General features: G+C 57.4%; 25 protein-coding genes and 1 pseudogene. 11 read left to right on the top strand and 15 right to left on the bottom strand.

From position 1 onward, the window contains the following. Window position 1 precedes the first annotated feature (1 nt). Together tssC and tssB are read right to left on the bottom strand one after the other, a co-directional pair. Complete coding sequence (gene tssC, locus K325_RS0115485; RefSeq protein WP_029655174.1) at window positions 2-1,483, bottom strand: type VI secretion system contractile sheath large subunit; 1,482 nt, start codon at window positions 1,481-1,483, stop codon at window positions 2-4. Window positions 1,484-1,544: 61 nt separating this feature from the next. Continuing rightward, a complete protein-coding gene (gene tssB / locus K325_RS0115480) occupies window positions 1,545-2,042 on the bottom strand; it encodes a type VI secretion system contractile sheath small subunit (protein WP_029655173.1) in 498 nt (165 codons plus the stop codon). A 272-nt stretch (window positions 2,043-2,314) separates the two neighbouring features. Here tssB and K325_RS0115475 point away from each other — a divergent pair, with 272 nt between their 5' ends. Both K325_RS0115475 and K325_RS0115470 read left to right on the top strand, forming a co-directional pair. Further along, window positions 2,315-2,575 (top strand): acyl-CoA-binding protein, encoded by a 261-nt coding sequence (locus tag K325_RS0115475; RefSeq protein ID WP_029655172.1) that lies wholly within the window; start codon window positions 2,315-2,317, stop codon window positions 2,573-2,575. Between the two features lie 126 nt (window positions 2,576-2,701). Then, a complete protein-coding gene (locus tag K325_RS0115470) occupies window positions 2,702-3,013 on the top strand; it encodes a site-specific integrase (RefSeq protein ID WP_029655171.1) in 312 nt (103 codons plus the stop codon). A 12-nt stretch (window positions 3,014-3,025) separates the two neighbouring features. On the opposite strand, the gene K325_RS0115465 is transcribed toward K325_RS0115470, so the two are convergent. Beyond that, a complete protein-coding gene (locus K325_RS0115465) occupies window positions 3,026-3,472 on the bottom strand; it encodes a hypothetical protein (RefSeq protein ID WP_029655170.1) in 447 nt (148 codons plus the stop codon). 110 nt (window positions 3,473-3,582) lie between these two features. Beyond that, a complete protein-coding gene (gene greB / locus K325_RS0115460) occupies window positions 3,583-4,098 on the bottom strand; it encodes a transcription elongation factor GreB (RefSeq protein ID WP_029655169.1) in 516 nt (171 codons plus the stop codon). Between the two features lie 278 nt (window positions 4,099-4,376). On the opposite strand from greB, the gene K325_RS0115455 reads away from it, so the two are divergent. After that, window positions 4,377-4,658 carry a hypothetical protein gene (locus tag K325_RS0115455; protein WP_029655168.1) on the top strand — a complete coding sequence of 94 codons (282 nt, stop codon included), beginning with the start codon at window positions 4,377-4,379 and terminating at the stop codon, window positions 4,656-4,658. Window positions 4,659-4,660: 2 nt separating this feature from the next. Here K325_RS0115455 and K325_RS0115450 read toward each other — a convergent pair whose 3' ends face one another. The 8 genes and pseudogenes from K325_RS0115450 to ftsY form a co-directional block, all read right to left on the bottom strand. Next, window positions 4,661-6,139 carry a HAMP domain-containing sensor histidine kinase gene (locus K325_RS0115450; RefSeq protein WP_029655167.1) on the bottom strand — a complete coding sequence of 493 codons (1,479 nt, stop codon included), beginning with the start codon at window positions 6,137-6,139 and terminating at the stop codon, window positions 4,661-4,663. After that, on the bottom strand, window positions 6,126-6,806 hold the full coding sequence (locus K325_RS0115445) for a winged helix-turn-helix domain-containing protein (RefSeq protein ID WP_029655166.1): 681 nt from the start codon (window positions 6,804-6,806) through the stop codon (window positions 6,126-6,128). Before K325_RS0115445 ends, K325_RS0115450 begins: the two co-directional genes overlap by 14 nt. 103 nt (window positions 6,807-6,909) lie before the next feature. Beyond that, window positions 6,910-7,712: pseudogene (gene hyi, locus K325_RS18120) on the bottom strand (hydroxypyruvate isomerase). A gap of 5 nt (window positions 7,713-7,717) precedes the next feature. Next, the gene (locus tag K325_RS0115430) at window positions 7,718-8,644 is read right to left on the bottom strand and encodes an NAD(P)-dependent oxidoreductase (protein ID WP_029655165.1); all 927 of its coding nucleotides are present in this window, start codon (window positions 8,642-8,644) and stop codon (window positions 7,718-7,720) included. A 158-nt stretch (window positions 8,645-8,802) separates the two neighbouring features. Next, window positions 8,803-9,663 (bottom strand): RNA polymerase sigma factor RpoH, encoded by an 861-nt coding sequence (gene rpoH, locus K325_RS0115425; protein WP_029655164.1) that lies wholly within the window; start codon window positions 9,661-9,663, stop codon window positions 8,803-8,805. A 192-nt stretch (window positions 9,664-9,855) separates the two neighbouring features. Further along, complete coding sequence (gene ftsX / locus K325_RS0115420; RefSeq protein WP_029655163.1) at window positions 9,856-10,860, bottom strand: permease-like cell division protein FtsX; 1,005 nt, start codon at window positions 10,858-10,860, stop codon at window positions 9,856-9,858. Further along, window positions 10,850-11,524 (bottom strand): cell division ATP-binding protein FtsE, encoded by a 675-nt coding sequence (gene ftsE / locus K325_RS0115415; protein ID WP_029655162.1) that lies wholly within the window; start codon window positions 11,522-11,524, stop codon window positions 10,850-10,852. Before ftsE ends, ftsX begins: the two co-directional genes overlap by 11 nt. Window positions 11,525-11,551: 27 nt before the next feature. After that, window positions 11,552-12,802, bottom strand: coding sequence for a signal recognition particle-docking protein FtsY (gene ftsY, locus K325_RS0115410; protein ID WP_029655161.1), 1,251 nt, complete (start codon window positions 12,800-12,802; stop codon window positions 11,552-11,554). Between the two features lie 189 nt (window positions 12,803-12,991). Here ftsY and rsmD point away from each other — a divergent pair, with 189 nt between their 5' ends. Continuing rightward, window positions 12,992-13,636: a 16S rRNA (guanine(966)-N(2))-methyltransferase RsmD gene (rsmD, locus tag K325_RS0115405; protein WP_029655160.1), complete on the top strand. Its 645-nt coding sequence runs from the start codon at window positions 12,992-12,994 to the stop codon at window positions 13,634-13,636. A gap of 31 nt (window positions 13,637-13,667) precedes the next feature. On the opposite strand, the gene K325_RS0115400 is transcribed toward rsmD, so the two are convergent. Beyond that, window positions 13,668-14,846 carry a DesA family fatty acid desaturase gene (locus K325_RS0115400; RefSeq protein WP_029655159.1) on the bottom strand — a complete coding sequence of 393 codons (1,179 nt, stop codon included), beginning with the start codon at window positions 14,844-14,846 and terminating at the stop codon, window positions 13,668-13,670. Between the two features lie 187 nt (window positions 14,847-15,033). Here K325_RS0115400 and mutM point away from each other — a divergent pair, with 187 nt between their 5' ends. The 6 genes from mutM to K325_RS0115370 all read left to right on the top strand — a co-directional run bounded on the left by mutM (window position 15,034) and on the right by K325_RS0115370 (window position 20,236). Then, window positions 15,034-15,846: a bifunctional DNA-formamidopyrimidine glycosylase/DNA-(apurinic or apyrimidinic site) lyase gene (gene mutM, locus K325_RS0115395; RefSeq protein WP_029655158.1), complete on the top strand. Its 813-nt coding sequence runs from the start codon at window positions 15,034-15,036 to the stop codon at window positions 15,844-15,846. A 177-nt stretch (window positions 15,847-16,023) separates the two neighbouring features. After that, window positions 16,024-16,356 (top strand): hypothetical protein, encoded by a 333-nt coding sequence (locus tag K325_RS0115390; protein WP_029655157.1) that lies wholly within the window; start codon window positions 16,024-16,026, stop codon window positions 16,354-16,356. A gap of 82 nt (window positions 16,357-16,438) precedes the next feature. Further along, window positions 16,439-17,128: a GMP/IMP nucleotidase gene (gene yrfG, locus K325_RS0115385; protein ID WP_029655156.1), complete on the top strand. Its 690-nt coding sequence runs from the start codon at window positions 16,439-16,441 to the stop codon at window positions 17,126-17,128. Between the two features lie 50 nt (window positions 17,129-17,178). After that, window positions 17,179-17,586 (top strand): ribosome-associated heat shock protein Hsp15, encoded by a 408-nt coding sequence (gene hslR, locus K325_RS0115380; protein ID WP_029655155.1) that lies wholly within the window; start codon window positions 17,179-17,181, stop codon window positions 17,584-17,586. Window positions 17,587-17,671: 85 nt separating this feature from the next. Continuing rightward, window positions 17,672-18,526 (top strand): Hsp33 family molecular chaperone HslO, encoded by an 855-nt coding sequence (gene hslO, locus K325_RS0115375; protein ID WP_029655154.1) that lies wholly within the window; start codon window positions 17,672-17,674, stop codon window positions 18,524-18,526. A gap of 174 nt (window positions 18,527-18,700) precedes the next feature. After that, window positions 18,701-20,236 carry a phosphoenolpyruvate carboxykinase gene (locus K325_RS0115370; RefSeq protein ID WP_029655153.1) on the top strand — a complete coding sequence of 512 codons (1,536 nt, stop codon included), beginning with the start codon at window positions 18,701-18,703 and terminating at the stop codon, window positions 20,234-20,236. 100 nt (window positions 20,237-20,336) lie between these two features. On the opposite strand, the gene K325_RS0115365 is transcribed toward K325_RS0115370, so the two are convergent. Together K325_RS0115365 and K325_RS0115360 are read right to left on the bottom strand one after the other, a co-directional pair. Next, the gene (locus K325_RS0115365; RefSeq protein WP_029655152.1) at window positions 20,337-22,406 is read right to left on the bottom strand and encodes a TRAP transporter large permease subunit; all 2,070 of its coding nucleotides are present in this window, start codon (window positions 22,404-22,406) and stop codon (window positions 20,337-20,339) included. Window positions 22,407-22,429: 23 nt separating this feature from the next. Continuing rightward, the gene (locus tag K325_RS0115360) at window positions 22,430-23,482 is read right to left on the bottom strand and encodes a hypothetical protein (protein ID WP_029655151.1); all 1,053 of its coding nucleotides are present in this window, start codon (window positions 23,480-23,482) and stop codon (window positions 22,430-22,432) included. A gap of 261 nt (window positions 23,483-23,743) precedes the next feature. On the opposite strand from K325_RS0115360, the gene K325_RS0115355 reads away from it, so the two are divergent. Beyond that, window positions 23,744-24,016 (top strand): HU family DNA-binding protein, encoded by a 273-nt coding sequence (locus K325_RS0115355; RefSeq protein WP_029655150.1) that lies wholly within the window; start codon window positions 23,744-23,746, stop codon window positions 24,014-24,016. The last annotated feature ends 24 nt before the right edge of the window (window positions 24,017-24,040 follow it).

Raw genomic sequence — 24,040 nt, 5'->3', positions numbered from 1 at the left:
ATTAATCCTTGTCCAGCCGGCCAACCAGCGAGAGTTCAAAGTTGGCGCCCATGTACTTGAAGTGCGGGCGCACAGCCAGTGAGACCTGGTACCAACCCGGATCACCTTCCACATCGGAAACTTCTACTTTCGCGGCACGCAAGGGGCGGCGACTGCGAACATCTGCGGGCGGGTTCTCCTGATCAGCCACGTACTGGCGAATCCAGGTGTTCAGCTCCCGTTCCAGATCCTGGCGCTCTTTCCAGGAGCCGATTTGCTCACGCTGCAGCACTTTGATGTAGTGGGCCAGTCGGTTCACGATCATCATATACGGCAACTGGGTGCCCAGTTTGTAGTTGGTCTCCGCTTCCTTGCCTTCCTTGGTGTTCGGGAACTGCTTGGGCTTCTGCACCGAATTGGCAGAGAAGAACGCGGCGTTGTCACTGCCCTTGCGCATGGTGAGAGCAATGAACCCCTCTTCCGCCAGCTCGTATTCCCGGCGGTCGGTAATCAGCACCTCGGTCGGAATCTTGGCTTCCAGCTGGCCAAAGGACTCAAAGGTATGTACCGGCAGATCGTCCACCGAACCACCGCTCTGGGGGCCGATAATGTTCGGGCACCAGCGATACTTGGCGAAGCTCTCGGTCAGGCGCGTGGCCAGCAAATAGGATGTGTTGCCCCACAAATAATGCTCGTGGTCACCCGATACGTCTTCCTTGTAGTTGAAGCTGCGCACCGGATTCTCGGTAGGATCATAAGGCACCCGCAGCAGGAACCGGGGCGCGGTCAGACCCAGATAGCGGGCGTCTTCTGATTCACGCAGGGAGCGCCACTTGGCGTATTTCGGGCCTTCGAAAACGGCACTCAGCTCCTTGATGGCCGGCAACTCCTGATAGCTGTCGACACCAAAGAAAGACGGCGCAACGGAGGACAGGAAAGGCGCGTGAGACATGGCACCTACCGATGACACATACTGCAGCAGCTTCATATCCGGCGTAGACGGGCTGAAGGCGTAGTTGCCAACAATCGCGCCTACCGGCTCACCGCCAAACTGACCATACTCGGCCGCATAGATGTGCTTGTAGAAGCCTGTCTGGGTTACGTCCGGAGCAAACTCAAAGTCTTCCAGCAATTCCTGCTTGGTGGCGTGCAGGATATCCACTTTGATGTTCTCGCGGAAATCGGTGCGATCCACCATCAGTTTCAGGCCGCGCCAGGACGATTCCAGCTCCTGCAGCTGGGGAGCGTGCAGGATTTCATCCATCTGGGCGCTGATCTTGCGGTCAAGCTCGACCACCATCTGGTCAACCAGGGCCTTATTGACCGGCTGGCCTTTTTCGTCGCTCTTGAGCAAATTGGCAATAAACGTCGCAACCCCTTTGCGGGCGACATCGTACCCTTCGTCGGCCGGAGCCATACGGCTGTTGGCCATGACCTGGTCAAGCAGAGAGCCTTCTGCAACGGATTCGGAGGCAGCAGATTGCTGCACAGCAGTATCAGACATACCACATCCCTTCAGTACGTGATTGATAATTGGTATTGGTTACCGGATTCCGGTGGTGCGATTACTCGCCGCTGTCAGTCGCCAGTTCAAGTTCAGCCAGCAGTTTCTCCCGGGCATCGTCGTTATCCAGCAGCTCCTGCAGCTTGGATCGGAACGACGGCACGTTGCCCAGAGGGCCCTTGAGGGCAACCAGGGCTTCACGCAGCTCAATCAGCTTCTTGAGCTCGGGGACCTGGCGGGCAACACTGTCTGGAGAGAAATCATCAAGCCCCTGGAACTCCAGATTGACGGGGAGGTCGTCTGCACCGTCTTCAAGCTTGTTGGATACGCTGGTAGACAGCGTCAGGCCGGATTCCTTCATAACAGAACGAAAGTTGTTCTTGTCTACGGAAATGGCCTTGCGGTCTTCGATTGGCGTTTCTTCGGCATGCCCCTTGAAATCGCCAACCACAAACATCTTCAGTGGCAGTTCGGTTTCGGCCTGCTGATCGCCAGTGGCGGGGACATATTTGATATTGATGCGCTCTTTCGGCGCGACGGAACCGTCTTTGGCAGACATGGCGTGCTCCCTGTGCAAGTCATTTGCAGTTATATCGATCCTTGGTGCCTGCCCTCCTGGCAGACAACGGGTCAAACTCTACACAGGTCACCCTGTGTTCTCAAGCAAAAAATGGCCAGCATTAGCCCAAAGTGTGTACTCGGGCAAACTTTTGCCAGCTTGCCACCCCCACCCGCCTCACCGCAGTTTCGGTCAATGACGGGCGTCTGGGCCGGTTATATACTGCCGCAACCCTATGAAGGAAAGCACCACAAACACTATGGAGACACAACATGAGTGACCTGAAGAACAGATTTGAAGACGCGGTAAGCTATATTCAGACCGCCGAGGGGGATTTCAAACCCTCCAACGAACTGAAGCTGGAATTCTACGCCCTCTACAAGCAAGCCACGGAAGGTGATGTCAACGGCAAGCGCCCCGGTATGATGGACTTCGTCGGCCGCGCCAAATTCGACGCCTGGGACAAACTCAAAGGCCTGTCCAGCGATGAGGCCATGCAACAGTACATCGACAAACTTGAATCCCTGAAGTAATACCCCGCCCCGCTGCCGGCACCCTGGCAGCGGGGATCGCGTCCCTACCGCTCTTTGCGCCGTTCAAACGTTTGTCATATCATGCGCGCACCATAACAAGAACAAGTTCTCAAGCGAGTACACCGAATGGATATTACCGAGGCTCTGGAGCAGTCACGCCCAGGCATGATTGGCCAGGTACAGGCCGCCATCCGAAAACGTCAACTGAATCAGCGGGCCGAGCAAACCTACCTCCACTGGATCAGCCGTTTTGTTCTGTTCCACGATATGAAAGACCCGGACAACCTGGCCGAGGAAGATCAGAAAGCGTTTCTGACTTACCTGAGTGAGAAAATCAGCGTGTCCCGGGCCCGACTGAACCAGGCCACGCAGGCACTCTCCTTTTTTTACGAAGACGTGCTTGGCAAACCGGCAGCGGCGGACCCTGCCGCTGCCTGACAGAGCACAGCATCAGCGGCCGGTAAGATTAGTGTTCAGGGTGTCGTAGGTGCGATTCTCCGGAGGCCGGATCACGTAATTGTTACCGTGGGTCTGGCCCGGGATCACCTTGGGATTGCTGAAGCGAATGTCGACAGGAATCTCCGAGCGCCCCAGGTCTGTGCGGCTGTCTCTTGGCTGAAGCGCAAGCGGATCCAGATAAAAATCGTCATCCGTGGCCTGCTGAACAGGCACACCAGCCGCCGGGGCAGCCAATCCCCCCTCGATGACCGTATTGGCCAAAGCCTCTTCTTCGATGGAACGGAACGGTATGGTTTCAAGGGTCGACCGGGCTTCGTATTCAAAAGCCTCATCCTCACCGCTCTGCGCAATCGCCGATGGCGATGTTACGATTGACAGCATAAACAGCAACGATATCGCCCTGTTTGGTTGCCCGACGGTCTGTTGACTGACATTCATGGCACGTACCCTGACCTGATAGTCCATTACCCTTTCGGGTGACAATTTTTGATCAGTCTATCGCCAAACATGACGCTTTACCCAAGAAGAAGCCAGTTTTGTGACACTACTCACTTGTCGTTCGGGGCCTTCTGATAACGAATACCGGTGATCACCACCTGCTTCCAGTCTTCCGGGGTTTTCACCGATACATCATCATCCAGATGTTTACCGATGAGCGCCCTGGCCAGCGGCGAGTTAACACTGATATACCCCTTTTCAAGATCAAATTCGTCCGCCCCAACGATTCGGTACTCCTGCTCCTCGCCGTCCTCATCCTCGATTCGGACCCAGGCACCGAAGAACACTCGACTCTGATCGTCTGGCAGACGGTCGACAACCGAGACCTCATCAAGACGCTTGCTGAGAAAGCGAACGCGGCGGTCAATCTCCCGCAACTGTTTCTTGCCGTAGATATACTCGGCATTCTCAGAACGATCACCGAGAGCCGCAGCCTCACGCACCGCCTGTGTTACCTCTGGGCGCTTCTCTTTCCATAAATAGTGAAGCTCCTCCCTCAGAGCCTGCTCGCCCTCGGGTGTGATATAACGCGGCCGGTTGCTACCGGTAACAGTACGGTTGGTCATCGGCATCCTGATTACTGGCTTTGGATTCGGAACAGGCAAAAAAAAACCCCGTGTTCAACGGGGTATAAGGCTAGCGCTGTGCTGGAGGGGGAAGCAAGCAGATTGTCTGCCCGCTTCCGCATCTACACCCTCTATTCTGCATACCGACCATTACCTGCCTGTGGCCACCCGATTACCTTTTAGCAAGGGAGGCAACGGACTGTTTAGGTTGAACACTCTAGTAGAGCAGGATAGCGTTGCGAACAATGAAGCCTGACCCTTTTTACGGAGACACTCGGATGAACACCAAGAAACTGATGAATCTGGCATTGGAGAGTGTAGACAGTCTCGGATTTCAGTTGGACCAGATGGGTATTACCAACCGTCTTAACCGGCACAATCTGGCTGCTTTCCTGATGACCGAGCAGAAACGTCTTGAAGGAGAGTGGGACAGCCTCCAGGCAAAGGCAGATCGCCGGCGTGTCCAGCTTGATCAGTTCAGCCAGCTGATTGAATCCAGAGCGGGCGCCCTGCTTGGCCCGGTTCGCAACCGGCTCAACCGGCTACGCACCAGCCAGTAAACTCAGGCAGAGCCAGTTTCTGCAGCAGGCCGACCGTCTTCTGCAGAATGCCCCCCGTCGGGCTGAGCGGCCTTGATCCGTTTCTTGATGCCAGTGTACGCTGGCATCCGGACCGTCAAGGTCAGCCCCGGCAACTCTTCGCCTTCATGCGTATCACTCAGCAGTATCTGCCCCTGGTGTATTTCGGCCACGGCGTTCACAAGACTGAGGCCCAACCCATTGCCCGGCAGGGATCGACTCTTACCAACCCGGTAGAATCTCTGGAACACCTGATCTTTCTCGTCGTCGGGGATCCCGATACCGGAATCCTGCACTTCAAACAGCGCGTCGGTTCCTTCCCGGCGAACCACCACATTGATAGCCCCCTGCTCAGGGGTGTACTTGATCGCGTTGTCGATCAGGTTACTGATCATCTGGAACAACAGATCGCGATCCCCCTCAATCTGCACGCCGGGTTCCAGAGCCTGCGAGAAGGACTGCTCCTTATCTTCAGACAGCGCCTCATACAATTCACAGGCATCGCTGACCAACTCGTCCAGCGACAACACCTTCATATCTGCGGAATTCCCCCGGGTTTCAAGGCGCGCGATCCTCAACAGCGCGTTGAATGTGGCCAGCAGTTGATCCGCTTCCGCCACTGCCTGCCCGACATGGTCCCGGGCCTCATCGTTATCAACCGTGATCAGTGTATTTTCGAGCTGGTTTCTCAGCCGGGTCAACGGGGTTCTGAGGTCGTGGGCGATGCTGTCGGAAACGTGCCGGATCCCTTCCATCAGATAAACAATCCGGTCCAGCATCTGATTCAGGTTATCCGCCAACTGATCAAAATCGTCTTCCGTGCCTCGCGTAGGAATTCGTAACGAGAGGTGGCCATTCATGATGCGGCGGGAGGTGTTGTTGATCACCTCAATACGGCGGGTGGTGCTTCGGCTCATCAGAAAGCCGCCCAGCAGGGCCAGAGCCAGGGTAATACCCATACCCCAGTTTATCGCGGTCTCAATCACCCGTTTGAGGTTGGTGAGATCGTCCACATCACGCCCCACCAGCAGGCGCAGCCCTCCCTGCACTTCAAAGATCCGGGCACGGGCCAGACGTTCCGGCCCCTGCCAGCCCACTGCGGGATTCAGAGTGAAATTTATCCAGCCACCATCCGACGAACGGGTACCCTCCGGCCAGGTTTCGACGTTCCCGGCCAGTTTCAGAAAATCATCCGTGGTCAGCAGATAGATCGACTTGGCATTCGGATCCCTAGCCACCCGTTCCCGAATGATGGTAATCAAACCATTGACGCCACGGCTGCGGTATTGCTCCGCCAGCCCGGCAATTTCCGCCTCAATGGTCTCGTCGGTCTGGGCGGTCATGAAGCCGGCTGTACGCCAGTAGATAAATGCCAACAGCAGAAACACCGAGGTGGCAAACACCACCATATACAGCAGGGCAAGCTGGAAAGACGATGTTCTGAGCTGACTAAGCAGTTTCACGTAACATGTATCCCGCCCCCCGCACTGTCTGCAGCAGGGGTGTATCGAATTCCTTGTCGATCTTGGCACGCAGACGACTGATGTGCACGTCGATCACGTTTGTCTGGGGGTCAAAGTGGTAGTCCCACACTTTTTCCAGCAGCATGGTGCGGGTCACCACCTGCCCGGCATTGCGCATCAGGTACTCCAGCAACCGGAATTCCCTGGGCTGAACGTCGATACTCTGGCCAGCACGTTTAACGGTGCGGGCCAGCAGATCCATTTCCAGATCCGCCACTTTCAGGACCGTTTCTGTTTCTGCCGCCTGACGGTTACGTCGGATCAGGGACTCAATCCGGGCCAGCAGTTCGGTGAATGAGAACGGCTTGGTCAGATAATCGTCGCCACCGCCCCGAAGCCCTTCGACCCGGTCATCCACATCACCCAAGGCGCTGAGGATCAGCACCGGCGTCTGATTACCCGTGGCCCTCACGGTCTTGATGATAGAGAGTCCATCCATACCCGGCAGCATCCGGTCGACAATCATGATGTCGTATTCTTCACTGGCAGCCATCATCATGCCTTCCTTGCCGTCGGCCGCATGATCCACCACGAAGTCGGATTCCTTCAGTCCCTTAAGCAGATAATTTGCTACATCCCGATCGTCTTCGATTACCAGCGCTTTCACCGGTGCTCCTCCTGATAGCGGAAAACATTAACAACTAGGGTACGAAGAACACCCGGTACCGGCCAGTTACGATCTTGTAAGAGGGTGTCGCCTATGGCGACGGTCATCTCTGCTCCTGAAACCACGCCAGAGTTTGCTCTGTCAGGCCGGAGGGCCGGTATTCTGCGCTCACCCAGCCAGCATAGCCCAAGGCATCGATGGCGGAGAAAACATTCAAAAAGTTAATTTCCCCAGTGCCCGGCTCCTGTCGTCCCGGATTATCAGCAAACTGGATGTGGCCAATCCAGGGCATCAGACACTCCAGGCTCCGAATAAGATCCCCTTCCATGATCTGCATATGGTACACATCGTATTGCAGACGGACGTTATCGGCATCCACCGACTCGATCAAGCTCATCACCTTGCCGCTGGTGTCCAGCACAAAGCCCGGCATATCCACGCGCGAGTTAATCGCTTCCAGGCACAGGGTCAGACCCTCCCGGGCCAACTGCTCTGCCGCGTACCGAACGTTTTCCACCAGCGTTTCCCAGGCATCCTCCTCGCGGAGCGTCGCCGGTTTCAAACCAGCCAGACAATTCACCTGGCGACAGCCAGACAATTCACCTGGCGACAGCCAAGGGCTCGGGCATAACGAATCCCCTGCTCAACCCCGGCCCGAAATTCCTCCACCCTTTCCGGCAGGCAGGCAATGCCCCGCTCACCAACATCCCAGTCACCCGGAGGCAAGTTGAACAGAACCTGCTCCAGACCGTTAGCCCGCAACTGCACGGCCAGCTCCTCAGCCGGCCATTCGTAGGGGAACAGGTACTCAACGGCAGTAAATCCTGCATTTCTAGCTCTGGAAAAGCGCTCCAGAAACGGCACGTCCGTAAACAACATGCTCAGGTTGGCAGCAAAACGCGGCATGGCAGCTAACTCCCCGCTTTTTCCTGTTTTGGCCCCCGACCCAGGGACCCCATCAACGTACTGTTCAGGTGCTCAAGTTCCAGCAACAACCCGCTGTGATCCACGTCGCTATGGCCATTAGCCACCAGGGCCAGATACTCATTATGAACCTGCTGGGCCAAAGGCAGCGTTAACCCTTCCGAGCGGGCTTCATCCAGAATCATGCGAAGATCCTTGAGCTGAATCCGGGCCGGAGCGCCCGGCGCGAAATCCCGCTCAATCATACGCTGGCCATGCAACTCCAGAATCCGGCTGCCAGCAAAGCCACCCATCAGCGCCTCCCGGACCGCTGCCGGATCGGCCCCGCCTTTCGCCGCCAGCAGCAACGCTTCAGACACCGCCCCAATGGTGATCCCCACAATCGCCTGATTGGCCAGTTTAGCGAGCTGTCCGGCTCCTACAGGCCCAATACGCGTGCATTTGCCCAAAGCGCTGAACACCGGCACAGCCCGCTCGATATCCGCCTCCGAGCCACCCGCCATGATACTCAACCGGGCTTCAGCAGCCCCAACTGTGCCCCCGGAAACTGGCGCATCCACATAACCCACGCCACGCTCTTCAGCCAGCCCCCCATGGCGCCGAGCCACCGAAGGCTGCACGGAACTCATATCTATCACCAATGCCCCCGCCTTCACTGCGGCCAGAGCCCCCTGAATTACCAGCACATCGTCCACCACCTGGCCGTTTTCCAGCATGGTGATCACAATATCAGCCTCCGCCACCGCCTCGGCTGGCGTCCTGGCGATCATCGCTTCGCTGGCAAAAGGCTCGCATTTGCTGGCGGTACGGTTCCAGAGAGTCATGGAAAAGCCGGCGTCCAGAAGGTTACGGGTCATCGGTGCGCCCATCAGGCCGATGCCGAGAAAAGCAATACGAGGAGAATGTGCAGACATTTTGGGGAATCCCACTCAGAAGCCCGGTGAAGGGATTGGGGTAGCCTTTCCCTTCTTCCCAGCCACGTGAATTAAATGATTTGGGAGATTATACAAACAAAAACGCCACCAACCGCGAACGGTGGTGGCGTTTTTGTTTCCAGGCTGTTGGGAAAACCTCAGGCGGCCTCTGCCATCTGTGCCCGGATCTTTTTCATGGCGTTTTTCTCAAGCTGGCGGATCCGCTCAGCAGATACGCCGTACTTATCGGCCAGCTCATGCAGCGTCGACTTGCTTTCCGTCAACCAACGCTCACGCAGAATATCCTGGCTGCGCTCATCCAATTGTTCCAATGCCTGCATCAGACGGCCATTGGAGTCTTCAGTCCAGTCTGCGTTCTCCAACTGCACTGCGGGGTCACTCCGACGATCTTCCAGGTAGTAAGCCGGAGCCTGATAAGCGTTGTCGTCATCGTCGTCCATCGGGCCATCAAAGGCGGTATCCTGAGAGGCCAGGCGCCCTTCCATCTCCCGGACCACGTGTGGCTCAACACCCAGGTCGCTGGCCACGGCCTTCAGTTCATCGTGGTTCAGCCAGGCGAGTTTTTTCTTCTGGCTTCGCAGATTGAAGAACAGCTTACGCTGCGCCTTGGTTGTAGCCACCTTCACAATCCGCCAGTTACGCAGAATAAATTCGTGAATCTCGGCTTTAATCCAGTGCACAGCGAAAGAGACCAGACGCACACCGTACTCCGGATTAAAGCGTTTGACGGCTTTCATAAGGCCGACGTTGCCTTCCTGAATAAGGTCAGCCTGAGCCAGACCATACCCGGAATAGCTGCGAGCAATGTGGATAACAAACCGGAGGTGCGATAGCACCAGCTGACGCGCGGCTTCCACATCGCCTTGGTAATGCAGCCGCTCAGCCAGTTCCCGTTCTTCATCAACGGAAAGAACCGGAATGCGGCTTGCCGCCTGAATATACGACTCGAGATTCGCACCCGGAACCAGTCTGTCAACCAGCTGTAAACTCGTACCCATGCTTTAACCTCCGAACCTGACGGTCTCCAAATATAGCAATTGTCAGTATGACCGCCAAGCACTCAATAAGTTCCCGAATTCCCCAGTAAAACGTTACAAATCATACATCTGGGAAAATAGTCGTTGCTTGACTGGCTCTCAAACTACGCCAAGCCAAGCTTTTTCTTCCATACGGTTTTTCCGTGATCCGGATCAACCTCCTGCAATATCACCCGGCTCTATGTCATCCAGATGACGCTTCACCGCAACCCAGGCGCCCAGCCAGCCTAACAGCATCGCCACGATTATCAATGCCAGAGCGCCATCCACCCCGGGGCCCTGCAAGGTGAATTCACTGCGATACAACCCGGCCAAGCGCTCAATTGGGCCACTCAGCCACCAGAGGGATATCTGAATCAACAGCCAGGCGACGATACCTCCACCCAGGCCAAACCAGGCGCCAGTGTACAGGAACGGGCGACGTACAAAGGCATCCGTTCCACCAACCAGCTTCGCCACCAGAATCTCATCACGCCGGCTTTCAATGGCCAGACGCACGGTGTTACCAATCACCAGAATAACCGCGCCCCCCAAGAGCAGCGCAAGGGCCCAAACGGCACGGGCCAGTATGTCAGTCATGGCATTGAGTCGCTGCAGCCAGCCAAGGTCCACCTGAACCTGATCAACGCCCCGCAGTTTTTCAACAAACGTTACCAGTGCCTGAACACCATCCGCCGAACGGGCGCCGTCCTCCGGGGTCACCAGCAGAGTATGCGGCAGCGGGTTCTCTTCCAGGAAATCCAGAGCTTCATTGAGCCCGGAACTTGCCCGGAATTCCTCCAGGGCCTGGTCACGCTCCACCAACTGTACCGTCATCACCCGCCCATCAGCCCCGATTTCACGGGCCACGTTCCGGGCATCCGACAATGGCAGGTCCAAATCCAGATATGCGGTAATCCTTGCCGTACTCTCCCAACCGGCGCTCACGCCCTGCAGGCTGCTCAGCAGTAGCAACAGGGCGACTGGCAGGGCCAGGGCAACGCCCATAACAGCCCAGGTCATAGCACTGGCCACTGGGGAGGCCCACAGCCGTTGCATGGAGTCACGGGCGACTTTCCGGTGATGCCCCAGATAACTCCGGGCCTGGTCGCCCATCACGGAGCGGGCGCGGTTTGCACCCCGCTGCCCATCCGGTTTTTGCCGAGAGTCAGTGGCCACTCACACCTCCACCTGCAACCAGTTCGCCCTGATTCAGCGTCAAGGTGCGTCGGTTCATCGCATGAATCAGGGCGATATCGTGAGTCGCCACCAACACCGTAACCCCGACCTGACTGAACTGCGTGAACAGATGCATGATATCGGCAGACAACTCCGGGTCCAGGTTTCCGGTTGGCTCATCCGCCAGCAATACCGGAGGCTTGTTGACCACAGCCCTGGCAATCCCCACTCGCTGCTGCTCACCACCGGAAAGCTGCATGGGGTTCATTTTTTCCTTACTAAGCAGCCCCACCTTGTCCAGTGCGGCCCGAACACGGCGACCTGTGTCTTCCGGCGACGCCCCCATAACTTCCAGAGGCATGGCCACGTTGTCAAACACGGTTCGGTCAAACAGCAATTGGTGGTTCTGGAAGACCACCCCAATATGGCGCCGGATATAAGGTATCTGCCGGCGCGGCAAGCTGTTCAGTTTTTGTCCACCAACAATGACCTCGCCAGCGGTCGGGCGCTCCATCACCATCACCAGCTTCAGCAAGGTACTTTTTCCGGCCCCCGAATGGCCTGTCAGAAAAGCCAGTTCCCCGCGATCCAGGTGAAAATTCACATGCCTCAAGGCTGTGTGGTCGCTGTCGTAGCGTTTGGTTACCTGACGAAACTCGATCATCCGGGTACGATCTCCGTGTTATCGGGGTCAGTCTTCGAACAACGCGTCCACAAACGTTTCTGCATCGAAACTGCGCAGGTCTTCAGCCTGTTCGCCCACACCAATGAAGCGAATGGGCAACTGCAACTGACGAGCGATGGCAAAAACAATACCCCCTTTCGCCGTGCCATCCAGTTTCGTCAGCGTGATACCGGAAACCCCCACCGCCTGTTGGAACACCTGAGCCTGGCTCAGTGCATTCTGACCAGTGCCTGCATCCAGTACCAGCATGACTTCGTGAGGAGCAGAGTCATCCAGTTTTTTCATGACCCGCACCACTTTGGACAACTCATTCATCAGGTTGTCTTTGTTTTGCAGACGGCCGGCGGTATCGGCAATCAACACATCAACGCCACGAGACTGGGCGGACTGGATGGCATCAAAAATCACCGACGCACTGTCCGCGCCGGTATGCTGAGCCACCACCGGAACGTTGTTACGCTCCCCCCAGACCTGCAACTGTTCAACCGCCGCAGCCCGGAACGTGTCGCCCGCAGCAAGCATGACCGACTTGCCTTCGCTCTGGAATTTCTTGGTGAGCTTCCCGATGGTGGTGGTCTTGCCCACGCCGTTTACCCCCACCATCAAAATCACATAGGGCTGTTTGCCCGCAGCAACCTCCAACGGTTTGCTCACGTTCCTGAGCAGGCCATGCAGCTCATCACGGAGCGCCTGGCGCAGGGCCGCGCCATCTTTCAGTTGATTGCGCTCAAGCTTGTCCGTCAGGGCCTCGATAATTTCAGAGGTGGCCGTAACACCCACGTCGGCCATCAGCAAGGTGGTTTCAATCTCTTCCAGCAGATCTTCGTCGATTTTCTTACCAACGGAGAAAAGGTCCGCCAGCCCACCGGTCAGGCTGGCCCGGGTTTTACCCAGCCCCTGCTTGATCCGCTCAAAGACACTGACCCGGGACTCTGGCTCTGGCTCTGGCTCTGGCTCTGGCTCTGGCTCTGGCTCTGGCTCTGGCTCTGGCACAGTTTCTGCCACCACGTCCGGCTCGGGAAGGGGTTCCGCCGTCTCCGGTGCTGGCACGGCTTCGGGGGACTCAGCCTCCACGACAGGTTCTTCGGCCAGGTTTTCCGGTTTCGACTCAACCGGGGCAGGCCCTCTGGCCACGTCCGGTTTTTGTTGCGGGACCGGGTCAGGCCTCGGCGCTCGCTTGCGATTGCCAGCAATATCCAGCACAAAAAACAGAACAAGAAGGGCCAACAGGCCGACTGAAATCCACTCTGCCGTCATAATCTATCCATCTTTCTGAGAAGGGCGGGCGCTGGCCTCGGGCTCCGGAGCCCGAGGCTCGCCAAAACAAAGCGCACATTCTAGCAGACTGACGGGCGCAAGTGATGGGCTCAGGATTACCCGATGCGAGGGTTTCCGGTACCATAGCCGGAATTTCCAAACATCCGCACATTCCGGAGCCTGGCCCGCATGGCGCGAAGACCTTCAACCCGCCGAAAACCCACCGTCACCAACCGCACCGGGAAGAACGGCAGCACGGGCGAATTACGGATCATCGGGGGCGACTGGCGTAGCCGGAAACTGATGTTCCCGGATGCGGGCGGGGTGAGACCCAGCCCGGCACGTACCCGCGAGACCCTGTTCAACTGGCTTAATTTTCAGATAGCAGGCAGCCACTGCCTCGACCTGTTTTCCGGCTCCGGCGCTCTGGGCCTGGAAGCCCTGTCAAGGGGTGCCGCCCAGGCAACACTCGTCGACCACACCCCCGCTCTGGCAAAGGCCTTGCGAGACAACCTGAACCTGCTCAGAGCCTCCAACGGTGAAGTCATCTGTCAGGACGTCGAGACATTTCTGGCCAGCTCAGAAGGAACAAGCTTCGACATCGTCTTTATGGACCCACCGTTCCGGCAAGGCTGGCTGGAGAGGCTCATACCACTGCTGGATCAGCAGCACTGGGTAAAGCCTGGCGGCTGGATTTACCTTGAGCACGAGAGCGAGCGGAGCCTTCCTGCGGTACCGGCCCACTGGCACCTGCATCGCCAGAAATCGGCAGGTCAGGTGAGCTATTGTTTATTCAGGGTTCTGGAAGCGCAAAAGCAGGAAGCCGGCGAATAGCCGGCTTCCTGTAGTGATCGAAGGGGGGGGGTCAACCTGCCGGGCGCAAGGAATAAGCGCGCAGATGGGCGGCAAACTCCTCCAGATAGCGAATACCACTGGCCTCCGCTTCCCGGCACCACTCCATCAAGGCCTGCAGCTTCTCCTGAGGCTTAAGCCCACGCTGGCGCCAGAGCGCCTGCAGCTCGTGGCTCTTCTCATAAATCAGCCGTAACATTTCATGGCGCTCCAGCACCGTATCCAAGTGCTCCTTTTCCCTCGGCTTGATCAGGCTGACCTCACGTGACAGCAACTGCCGAAGCTTGCGATAACGCGGACGGATCTCATCGTCCATAAGAGCCTTTTGCTGTTTAAGCACCGGCTCCATAACCCGCTTGCGGTACTGGCGCATGATCACAAAACGGTTATTGGCAATGGCCTGCACCGTTTCCACGTCCACATCCTGCTTACCGGGCACGTAGTGCGCAATCGGGCGATAACCCTTGGGCGTGGCAAGACCAAACAGCTGGAACAACCGAATATAGCCCCAACCAATATCCACCTCGTACCAGCGACGGGACAGCTTGGCAGAGTTCGGATAGGTGTGGTGGTTATTGTGCAATTCCTCTCCGCCAATCAGGATGCCCAACGGAGAAATGTTGCGGGCATTATCGGCACATTCAAAATTCCGATACCCCAGATAATGGCCAATGCCATTCACCACACCGGCCGCCCAGACCGGAATCCACATCATCTGCACCGCCCAGATCCAGATACCGTGCACCCCGAACAGCACCAGATCAATCACGGCCATCAAGGCAATCCCCAAAGCCTTGTACCGGCTATAGACATTCCGTTCCACCCAGTCTTCCGGGGTGCGCTGACCATAACGCTCCAGCGTTTCCGGCGTCGCCGACGCGGCATACAACTCGGCGCCTTCAAACAGGACCTTACGAATTCCCAGAACGACCGGGCTGTGGGGATCCTCTTCGGTCTCACACTTGGCGTGATGCTTGCGATGGATAGCCGTCCATTCTTTCGTATTCTGGGCCGTGGTCAGCCAGAGCCAGAACCTGAAAAAATGCTTGAGCGCCGGATGCAGATCCAGCGCGTTATGGGCCGAATGACGGTGCAGATAGAGCGTGACGCTGACAATGGTGATGTGGGTCATGGCCAGAGTAACCGCTATCAGCTGCCATACGGACAGGTCCAGAAGACCGTTAAACCACATAAAAAATCCTCGAACTCAATGAACTTCGAAAGGCGATACTGCGAAAGGGATGTCGCTGGCACTCGAAGGGGTGATCGTTGACCTCAACTCTAGCTTACAGGTGTACGCCCGGACAACCGGGTTTGTCGGCTTTTTTGTTACCGATTACACTGTTCCGACCTGAAATCTGTCCATTGGCGGAACCAACGTGCCCGAATTACCCGAAGTTGAAACCACGCGTCAGGGCATTGCCCCTCACTGTGAAGGACAGACCATCCGACAAGTGGTCGTTCGCAACCCCAGGCTTCGCTGGCCAGTACCGGATGACCTGCCCCAGCAACTGGAAGGCCAGACCATCCAGACCGTTGAGCGCCGGGCAAAATACCTGTTCCTGCACCTGGATACCGGTTCGGTCATCGTTCATCTGGGCATGTCCGGAAGCCTGAGAGTGATTACCGACGACAGCGCGCCAATGCGCCACGACCACGTTGAGATCTTCCTTGATAACCACCGGAGCCTGCGCTTTAACGATCCCCGGCGTTTCGGATGCTGGCTGTGGACAACCGACTGGAGCCAGCACCCGCTGATCAGCCAACTGGGCCCCGAGCCGCTATCCGGTGACTTCAATGGCGCCTGGCTGTTCCGCCTGTCCCGTCAGAAACAGACCCCGATCAAGTCCTTCATCATGGACAATCATGTGGTCGTGGGAGTGGGCAACATCTACGCTAACGAAGCTCTGTTCAAAGCCGGAATACACCCCAAACGCAAGGCGGGCCGGATCAGTCTGGACCGCTATCACAGACTCGCCGATGCCATCCGGGAAACCCTCCAGGCGGCCATTCTGATGGGAGGCACCACGCTGAGAGACTTTGTGAACAGCGAGGGCAAGCCCGGGTACTTCGCCCAGTCACTTCTGGTGTACGGCAAAGGCGGCACCCTCTGCCCGGACTGCAACACCAGCCTGAAAGACATCCGCATGAACAACAGGTCCACGGTGTATTGCCCCCGATGCCAGCGATGAGATTCCGCCCTGGCTCACACTTTTAAACGAAAAACCGTTTGAAATTCAGGCAATATGATTCATAGTTAACACAGCATTAGCACCCGGTCACCCCGGCCAGCGCAACCACCTTGGTTCGCAACAGCAGAGACAGGCAAGCCCTAGCCAGCCGGGCTGATACGTTCAGGAGACAATCACATGACCCGCAAGATTTCCCATATTCTGGTAGCCACCGTTGCAGCCTGCCTGCTGGCCTTTTCATCGCTGGGCCATGCCCGCGCTGTAGACGAAAGCCCGTCGGCCATTGCCATGGCGACAGATGCCATCCTGCTGCGCCCCGCGCTGCTGGCCACCACCATCGTAGGCAGCGCCGTGTATCTGGTCTCCCTGCCGTTCTCCGCCCTGGGCGGCAATGCCGGTGAGGCCGGTGAAGTCCTGGTCGTCGGCCCGGCCAAAGCCACCTTTGTACGCTGCCTCGGCTGTACCCGCACCGGACGCAAGTCCGAAACCGTGGAACAGTCGGATAACTGATCAGCACTGTCCGTAAAATCCCGGCTTGCCAGCGGCCGGAATCTGAGGCAGCCTGAAGAAAATTCTTCAGGCTGCTTTGTTTATGGTGGATTGGTCAACCCTTGAGACGGTGTTCCTCGACATGGACGGGACACTGCTGGACCTGCATTTCGACAACCACTTCTGGCTTGAACATCTGCCCAGGCGCTATGCCGAGCAGTTCGACCTGCACCCCGCGGAGGCCAGAGACTACCTGATTCCGATGATTATGGCGGAGCGGGGATCACTGAACTGGTACTGCACGGACTACTGGAGCGAAAGACTGTCTCTGGACATCACCGGCCTGAAAGCCGAGGTGGGGGACCGCATTGGCTATCGCCCCCATGTAACCGACTTTCTCGCCTCCCTGCGCCAGGCCGGATTACGCTCGGTGATCGTCACGAACTGCCACCCGGACCCCCTTGCCCTGAAACTGCAGAAGACCGGGCTGGAAAAGCATGTTGATGGCATCATTTCCAGTCACGATCTGGGAAAACCCAAAGAAGATACCGACTTCTGGAAAGACCTGGGGCAGCGCGCGCCCTACCGGCACGAATCCACTCTGATGGTGGACGACAGCTTCCCGGTACTGGAAAGCGCACGGGCCGCTGGCATTGCCCAGTGCCTGGCCATCCTGTCTCCCGACAGCCAGCAACCGGCCCGCGACGGCCACACCGACATTCCTGGCATTCACCACTTCGATGAAGTTCTGCCCGATCTGCACACACGCCAGGCACTGCCATCAAACCGATGAGGCGGGTATAATCGAGACTGGTGTGGCACATGCCCGACAGGTGAGGAGATATGACGGCTGCGAACACTGACGATCAGAAAGTCCGGCTCGACAAATGGCTGTGGGCTGCCAGGTTCTATAAAACCCGCTCGCTGGCCAAAGAAGCGATTGAAGGGGGCAAGGTGCACTACAACAGCCAACGGACCAAACCCGGCAAAGTAGTCGAGACGGGGGCCAGGCTGACCCTGCGTCTGGGCTGGCAGGAAAAAATCGTGATTGTCGACGACATCAGTGATCGCCGCCGCGGCGCTCCGGAGGCCCAGAAGCTGTATCACGAAACCGACGACAGCGTAAAACGACGGGAAGACCTGGCCTGGCAAAGAAAAACCATGCAGGCGGCCCAGCTTCCTCCCGCGCGACGCCCCAGCAAGAAAGACCGTCGCGACATCCAGCGGTTCCGCAACCAGAACGGCCTGTAGCCGGCGGCCATCAACCACCAGAACACCTTACATTACCTAATTCCTGCAATCCCAGCCGGATCACAGAACAGCCCCAGGAGACATCATGGCATCCCGAGATCAGTTTCAGCGCTTCCTTTTTGAACACAGCCAGGTGCGGGGTGCCTGGGTACAGCTGGGCGACAGCTTTAGCGAGATTGCCCGCCAGGCGCCCTACCCGGATTCCGTCCGCGAACTGCTGGGTGAATCCCTGGTCGCCAGCGTGCTGATGAGCAGCTCGCTGAAATTCAAAGGCACCCTGTCACTGCAGGCTGCCGGCGAAGGCGCCCTGAACACACTGATGGCCGAGTGCAGCCATGACCGCAACATCCGCGGTCTCGCCCGCTTTGACGCAGACGCCGTCAGTGGAGAAACCCTGCACGAACTGCTGGGCAAGAGCCGGATGGCCATCACCATCACCCCGGATCAGGGCCAGCGCTATCAGGGTGTGGTGCCCCGGGAATCTGAAACCCTGGCAGGGTGCCTGAAAGAATACTTTGAGCGCTCGGAACAGCTCGCTACCACCCTGTTCCTGTTTGCCAATGACGACACCGCCGCCGGGCTGATGCTCCAGCGATTACCCGGGCATACCGAAGAAGATGACGAACTCTGGAATCGCATCAACCACCTGGCCGCAACCGTCGAGGCCGGGGAACTGCTCGGTCTGGACAGCGAAACCCTGCTGCACCGCCTGTTTCATGAAGAAACCGTGCGACTGTTTGAGCCCGAACCCGTGGCGTTCCGCTGCAGCTGCTCCCGCGAACGGACACTCGCCGCTCTGGAGGCCATCGGTAAGGACGAGTGTTACAGCATTCTGGAAGAGCAAGACAGCATCAACATGGACTGCCAGTTCTGTCATGCAAACTATCGCTTCAATAGAAATGACATTGATCATCTTTTCACCGGGCATACGTTACACTAACTGATCACCAGATTTGCCTGGAAGCCAAGCCTCTCAAGGCTTCCAGGGCAGTCGTTTTTTATGGGCGTCTCTGGCATAATAGCGCGCCTGAATTGACCCGATTGTTCAGTTTTCCGTCAATTTTCAGGGAGGCGGTCTGGGCAATCACGAAGACATCCCGAGGGCGAGGTCGAAGTGAGCAACACTTATCAAGATCTGAGTACAGCACGACTGGTCGAGCTGGCATTAGCAAGGAACGAAGGCCAGTTGGCTTCCAACGGTTCGCTGGTGGTTACCACCGGTGAGCGCACCGGTCGGTCTCCGATGGACCGTTTTATCGTCGAGGAGCCCAGCACCGCCGACGACATTCACTGGGGTCCGATCAACCGCCCATTCGACGCTGAAAAGTTCGACGCCCTCTGGGACCGTGTTGAAGCCTACATTGCTGAAAAAGACCGCTTCGTATCCCACGTTCACGTTGGCTCTGATCCCGAGCACTATCTGCCGGTAAAAATGACCACCGAGACCGCCTGGCAGAACCTGTTTGGCCGTAATCTGTTCATTCGCCCGGAAGGCTTCAACCCGGCCGACAAGCAGGAATGGCAAATCCTTAACGCCGCCAACTTCGAGTGTGTGCCTGAGCGCGACGGCACCAACTCCAATGGATGCGTCATCATCAACTTTGCCAAACGCAAGGTTCTGCTGGCAGGTATGCACTATGCCGGCGAAATGAAAAAAGCCATGTTCTCTGTGCAGAACTTCCTGTTGCCAGAGAAAGATGTTCTGCCCATGCATTGCTCGGCCAACGTCAGCGAAACCGGTGAAACCTGCCTGTTCTTTGGCCTGTCCGGCACCGGCAAAACAACCCTCTCCGCAGACCCGCACCGCTTCCTGATTGGTGACGACGAACACGGCTGGGGCCCTGGCACAGTCTTCAACATTGAAGGTGGCTGCTACGCCAAGTGCATCGATCTGAGCCAGAAGAACGAACCAATCATCTGGGACGCCATCCGTTTCGGCGCGATCGTCGAGAACGTCATGATCGATCAGGAGAGTCGTGAGCCGGATTACGCCGACGTATCCCTGACGGAGAACTCCCGTTGCGCCTACCCGCTGGAACACGTGGAGAAGCGCGTTCTGGAAAACCGCGCAGGCGAGCCGTCACACATCATCTTCCTGACCTGTGACATGACCGGCGTTCTGCCTCCGGTGTCGATCCTGAGCCGTGAAGCTGCCGCCTATCACTTCCTGAGCGGCTACACCGCACTGGTCGGATCAACCGAGATGGGCTCATCTTCGAAACTGAAGTCTACCTTCTCTACCTGCTTCGGCGCGCCCTTCTTCCCTCGTCCGGCCGGCGTCTACGCCGAGCTTCTGATGAAGCGCATTGACGAGTTCGGCAGCAAGGTCTTCCTGGTCAACACCGGATGGACCGGTGGTCCATACGGCGAAGGCAAACGCTTCAGCATCCCGACGACCCGGGGCATCATTGCCGCCATCCAGAACGGCGACCTGGACGACGCAGACACCGAACATCTGGATGCCCTGAACCTGGACGTGCCCAAGCATGTCCCGGGCGTAGACACCGAACTGCTGAACCCGCGCAACACCTGGGTCAGCCCGGACTACTACGACGGCAAAGCTCAGGAGCTGATTGTCCAGTTCGTTGAGAATTTCAAGAAATTCGACGTGGCCGATGCCATTGTTGAAGCCGGCCCCAAGCTTGGCTAACGCCGACGCCTGAGCCTGAAAAAAGCGCCTTGCGAAAGCCTGGCGCTTTTTTTGTATCTGGCAGATTACCGAAGGACCAAAGGGAAGCCCAACACGCCCCTCACCCGTTTGCGTAGAACAGCAATGGCACAAACGCCACCAGAATCAAAGAGATCCCCATCGCTATCAGCGGCATAATGATCCGTTCATGGCGTTGATAAAACGTTCCGGACTCCTGCTGTGCGGCCAGAACCTCGGCCTCCCCAACCACCTGCCGGGTCAGAAGGTGGTTCAGTGCAACCGGAGGGCTCAAATAGCCGAGTTCAAAGGCCACCAGCGTGACCATCCAGAAGTGGATCGGATGAATACCACTTGCGTAGGCGATGGTTGCCACTGTTGCCGTCACCAGAATAACGGCGCCGAACGCGTCCATGATCATCCCCAGAATCACCAGAATGCCCACCATCAGCAACATCGCCGACCAGGGGCTGTCAAACGCCTGAGGAAAAGCCTCCATAATGTGCGAACGCTCAATCACCCCGCCAATGCTGACCGAGAGCCCCAGCAACAGAAGCAAAGCCCCAATCTCAGCGGTGGTGTCATTGGTCGCCCCCCGGACACTACGTTCCAGGCCCTGATGACAAATCTCACCAGAGCCCCGGCCACGCCATGCTTTCAGGCTGACGTGCTCATACACCAGAATGGCCAGCATAATCACCGGCAACAGCCGGGGCGCAGAGAACTCATCCATTCTCACGTCCAGGGCAAACCGGTAGATCAGCACAACAACGGCAATGACCACCACATAAGGAATCAAAGGCCGTAAGGCCAGGACCGATGCAGGAAAAGCCTCGGCAGCCGGAGCCAGATCAAACCGGCTCTGCCGGTTGACCGTTAGCGCAACCAACGCAAACATGGTGGCCGTCAGCACAAACACCCAGATTCCCCAGCCAAACAACTCGTCAGTGGTAACCTCCCGGTTCAGGTAAGCAATCACCACCACAAGCAGGCAGGGCCGCAACACCACCCCCAAAGAACCAGACATGGCCGTGGCGGCCAAGGCCAGGTGACGGCGAGCGCCTGCTGCTCGCAGTTCACTGTAGATCACTGCACCCGCGGCAATGACAAAGATGCCCGATGCTCCGGTGTAAGCCGTGGGGACCGCCGCCACCAGGACCGCAACCACCGCCAGCATTTCTGGAGGCATCCGCCAGGGCCGGAAAATGTTGAACACCAACGTTGCCAGTCTCGTCTGTTTCAGCATCATGCCAACCCAGACGTACAGCCCCACGTTCAGGAACATGTCCGCCAGTTCCATCATCTTGCCAAGATAGATGCCTATGCCGGAAGAGTGGCCAATCAAGGCGAAGTACGTCCCGGAAATCAGACACATCACGGTATAAAGCGGGACCGACAGAAAAGCCTGGTTCAGGTTTCCACCAGCCGGAAGGGTTTCCGGGACGCGGAACAGCCGGTAGAGGCTCGCCAGAGTCAGACAGGCAAAACCGATAATCCAGAAGTTGTGAAGCAACAGCTCCTCACCTGAAACAGCGGTGCTGCTGGCCAGACTGGACTGCCGGAAGATCAGCGACGACCCCAGCAACATCGCATTGGCAATGCTCTGCAGAGTGTGGGACACCACATAATCCAGCCTGGTCTCCATGGCTCGCATGGCGATGTGGTGCCGGGTGAGGGTCGCCGTCACCGCGCATAACATCACCAGAATCACCAGAATATAGCGCTGCGCCTTAAGCCCAAAAGCTATCAGGTCGGCCACGAACAACTCCACCGCCCGATAAACCTTCACTCCAGGCGTGAGCTTGTCTTGCAGGCTATCATAACTGACGTGAGCAGCCCGACAATCGGCCACCGAGCGCTCAATCGCCAGGCGCACTTCTCGGGGATCTTTTTCGTGAGCCCCCAACAGGGCCGCCATCGGATCATTCTCCGGTGACGAGTCCGCGAGCTCGCGGACCACTTCCGCCTCAATGTCCCGGTCAGGATTGCACTCCGGCTTTACCGGATCCATTCGGAGCTTGTAATAGCCCCCCCAGAGCTGCTCACCACCTCGCAGCATCTGGTTGTGGATATCACTGCTGGTTGAAAACAACACCACAGCCAACAGCAAGAGACAGGCTGGCAGCGATGAGAACCACTCCAGACCACTGCGACGAAAACCACCCTGGGTCATAACGGCTTACTCGGGTTGATGGCTTACAAGAGATCGTCGAGACTCATGGTCTCTACAGGTTCGCGCTGATCGTCCCAAAATGCGCCAAACTGCCCCATCGGCGTCCGATGGCCGGTATGCTCCACCCACAGGCGGTCTGCGATGGCCACCAGCATGTTGGTAGCCATCGCATCAACGAACTGCCATTCTTGGCTGGCCTCATCGGCTTCCAGCGACTCGGCATGGCTCCGGATGACGGATTTCACAAAAGCATCATCATTCTTATTCAACGCAGCAATGGCCTGGAACACATGTCCGAGCCGAACCCCGGATTGCTCCCCCTGCTCCGCCGCAAGAGCCAGCCGCTCAAACGCATCCTCTCCCGCCGGCTGAGTACCAGGGATCATGGCCCAGACCGTCGCACGCAGGCCCATCGGAGCCCCCCACCACTTCTTGTTGTCCAGGCATTGAGTCGCCCGTCCCACAACAGAACCGGTATTGAACGGCACGCCAACCGAGGACGTCGACTGAATCTGGGCATTGAGCGCCTGCAGGCCCGACAACAGGCCTGCCATGTACATGAACTCATCCATGTCGTCGTCGAAGTCCGGGCACTCACTGGTATCCGGATTACCATAATGCGCATTGTGATGCTGCCACCCTTTCAGATAGCGCCGAGCCGCCAGTGCATGAGCACGCTTCTGTCGTATAAAGGCATCCTCAGCCGCTTCCGGCTCCAATGAGTACATGGCGGCCAGGCCGGCAAGCTCATGCTCTCTTGCCTGCTCCTCGGCACAACTGCCAGACGACAGATAGAGCATGATGGCCAACTGGTCCGGCTCATCGGTGACACGTCCAAATGACATTAGCAACGGGGCCGTCGCCTCACTCATGGAGCACCCCATGGCAAGGTCGTCCGATTCCATCAGGTAAGGCACGGTATGATTACGGGAGAACCCCTGCATGACATCGCCGGTGGTCTTGTAGATCATGTGGTTAACGGCACCACAACCACTGAGCAGAGCACCGGCAGCCAGCGCCCCCAAAACCCCGCGAACACCAGCCCCGGTTAACGGGCGTTTCCAGAAACCGTTCATACCTTTCAACCCTTTTCTTCTTGTGTTTTATTCAGACAACCGGGCCGTTAACCCCTATTGTTACGGCTTGTAACCTTCATTCATTATGACCAACTCCCTTTTCGCTTTATGAGACCGGCCCCGCAAATGACGCCCTGGAGAACACATCGTTACGCAAGAAGGTTTGCAGATTTACCGCAAAGCCACTATAGATTGCTTCAGCCACCGGGTTCGCCGGGGCAATCCTCAACAACAATCAGAACAAACCGTCAGGAGTATCCAATGCGCAAACCTGAACTCGCCGCTGCCATTGCCGACAAGACCGGGCTCACCCGGGAAAAGGCCGGAGAAGTGATCAATGCATTTACCGATCAGGTGTCGGCCGCCGCCGCCCGTGGTGAGGACATCTCACTGATTGGCTTCGGCACCTTTAACATCCGTCATCGGGAAGCCCGCAGCGGCCGCAACCCTCAGACTGGCGCAAGCATCCGGATTCCCGCCAGTAAGACCGTGGGGTTCAAACCGGGAAAAGCCCTGAAAGACGCCATCGGCTGATCGTGCCAGGCCCGCCCCGTGCGG

The sequence above is a fragment of the Marinobacter daepoensis DSM 16072 genome (assembly GCF_000421165.1).
In the GTDB taxonomy this organism is placed as follows: domain Bacteria; phylum Pseudomonadota; class Gammaproteobacteria; order Pseudomonadales; family Oleiphilaceae; genus Marinobacter; species Marinobacter daepoensis.
Note: the sequence above shows the minus strand (reverse complement) of the source record. Positions and strands in the feature narration are given on the sequence as shown.

Excerpts from the sequence above, each read along its gene's own strand:
- tssC (WP_029655174.1), bottom strand. The coding sequence starts at position 1,483 with ATGTCTGATACTGCTGTGCAGCAATCTGCTGCCTCCGAATCCGTTGCA.
- tssB (WP_029655173.1), bottom strand. The coding sequence starts at position 2,042 with ATGTCTGCCAAAGACGGTTCCGTCGCGCCGAAAGAGCGCATCAATATC.
- K325_RS0115475 (WP_029655172.1), top strand. The coding sequence starts at position 2,315 with ATGAGTGACCTGAAGAACAGATTTGAAGACGCGGTAAGCTATATTCAG.
- K325_RS0115470 (WP_029655171.1), top strand. The coding sequence starts at position 2,702 with ATGGATATTACCGAGGCTCTGGAGCAGTCACGCCCAGGCATGATTGGC.
- K325_RS0115465 (WP_029655170.1), bottom strand. The coding sequence starts at position 3,472 with ATGAATGTCAGTCAACAGACCGTCGGGCAACCAAACAGGGCGATATCG.
- greB (WP_029655169.1), bottom strand. The coding sequence starts at position 4,098 with ATGACCAACCGTACTGTTACCGGTAGCAACCGGCCGCGTTATATCACA.
- K325_RS0115455 (WP_029655168.1), top strand. The coding sequence starts at position 4,377 with ATGAACACCAAGAAACTGATGAATCTGGCATTGGAGAGTGTAGACAGT.
- K325_RS0115430 (WP_029655165.1), bottom strand. The coding sequence starts at position 8,644 with ATGTCTGCACATTCTCCTCGTATTGCTTTTCTCGGCATCGGCCTGATG.
- rpoH (WP_029655164.1), bottom strand. The coding sequence starts at position 9,663 with ATGGGTACGAGTTTACAGCTGGTTGACAGACTGGTTCCGGGTGCGAAT.
- ftsE (WP_029655162.1), bottom strand. The coding sequence starts at position 11,524 with ATGATCGAGTTTCGTCAGGTAACCAAACGCTACGACAGCGACCACACA.
- ftsY (WP_029655161.1), bottom strand. The coding sequence starts at position 12,802 with ATGACGGCAGAGTGGATTTCAGTCGGCCTGTTGGCCCTTCTTGTTCTG.
- rsmD (WP_029655160.1), top strand. The coding sequence starts at position 12,992 with ATGGCGCGAAGACCTTCAACCCGCCGAAAACCCACCGTCACCAACCGC.
- K325_RS0115400 (WP_029655159.1), bottom strand. The coding sequence starts at position 14,846 with ATGTGGTTTAACGGTCTTCTGGACCTGTCCGTATGGCAGCTGATAGCG.
- K325_RS0115390 (WP_029655157.1), top strand. The coding sequence starts at position 16,024 with ATGACCCGCAAGATTTCCCATATTCTGGTAGCCACCGTTGCAGCCTGC.
- yrfG (WP_029655156.1), top strand. The coding sequence starts at position 16,439 with ATGGTGGATTGGTCAACCCTTGAGACGGTGTTCCTCGACATGGACGGG.
- hslR (WP_029655155.1), top strand. The coding sequence starts at position 17,179 with ATGACGGCTGCGAACACTGACGATCAGAAAGTCCGGCTCGACAAATGG.
- hslO (WP_029655154.1), top strand. The coding sequence starts at position 17,672 with ATGGCATCCCGAGATCAGTTTCAGCGCTTCCTTTTTGAACACAGCCAG.
- K325_RS0115365 (WP_029655152.1), bottom strand. The coding sequence starts at position 22,406 with ATGACCCAGGGTGGTTTTCGTCGCAGTGGTCTGGAGTGGTTCTCATCG.
- K325_RS0115360 (WP_029655151.1), bottom strand. The coding sequence starts at position 23,482 with ATGAACGGTTTCTGGAAACGCCCGTTAACCGGGGCTGGTGTTCGCGGG.
- K325_RS0115355 (WP_029655150.1), top strand. The coding sequence starts at position 23,744 with ATGCGCAAACCTGAACTCGCCGCTGCCATTGCCGACAAGACCGGGCTC.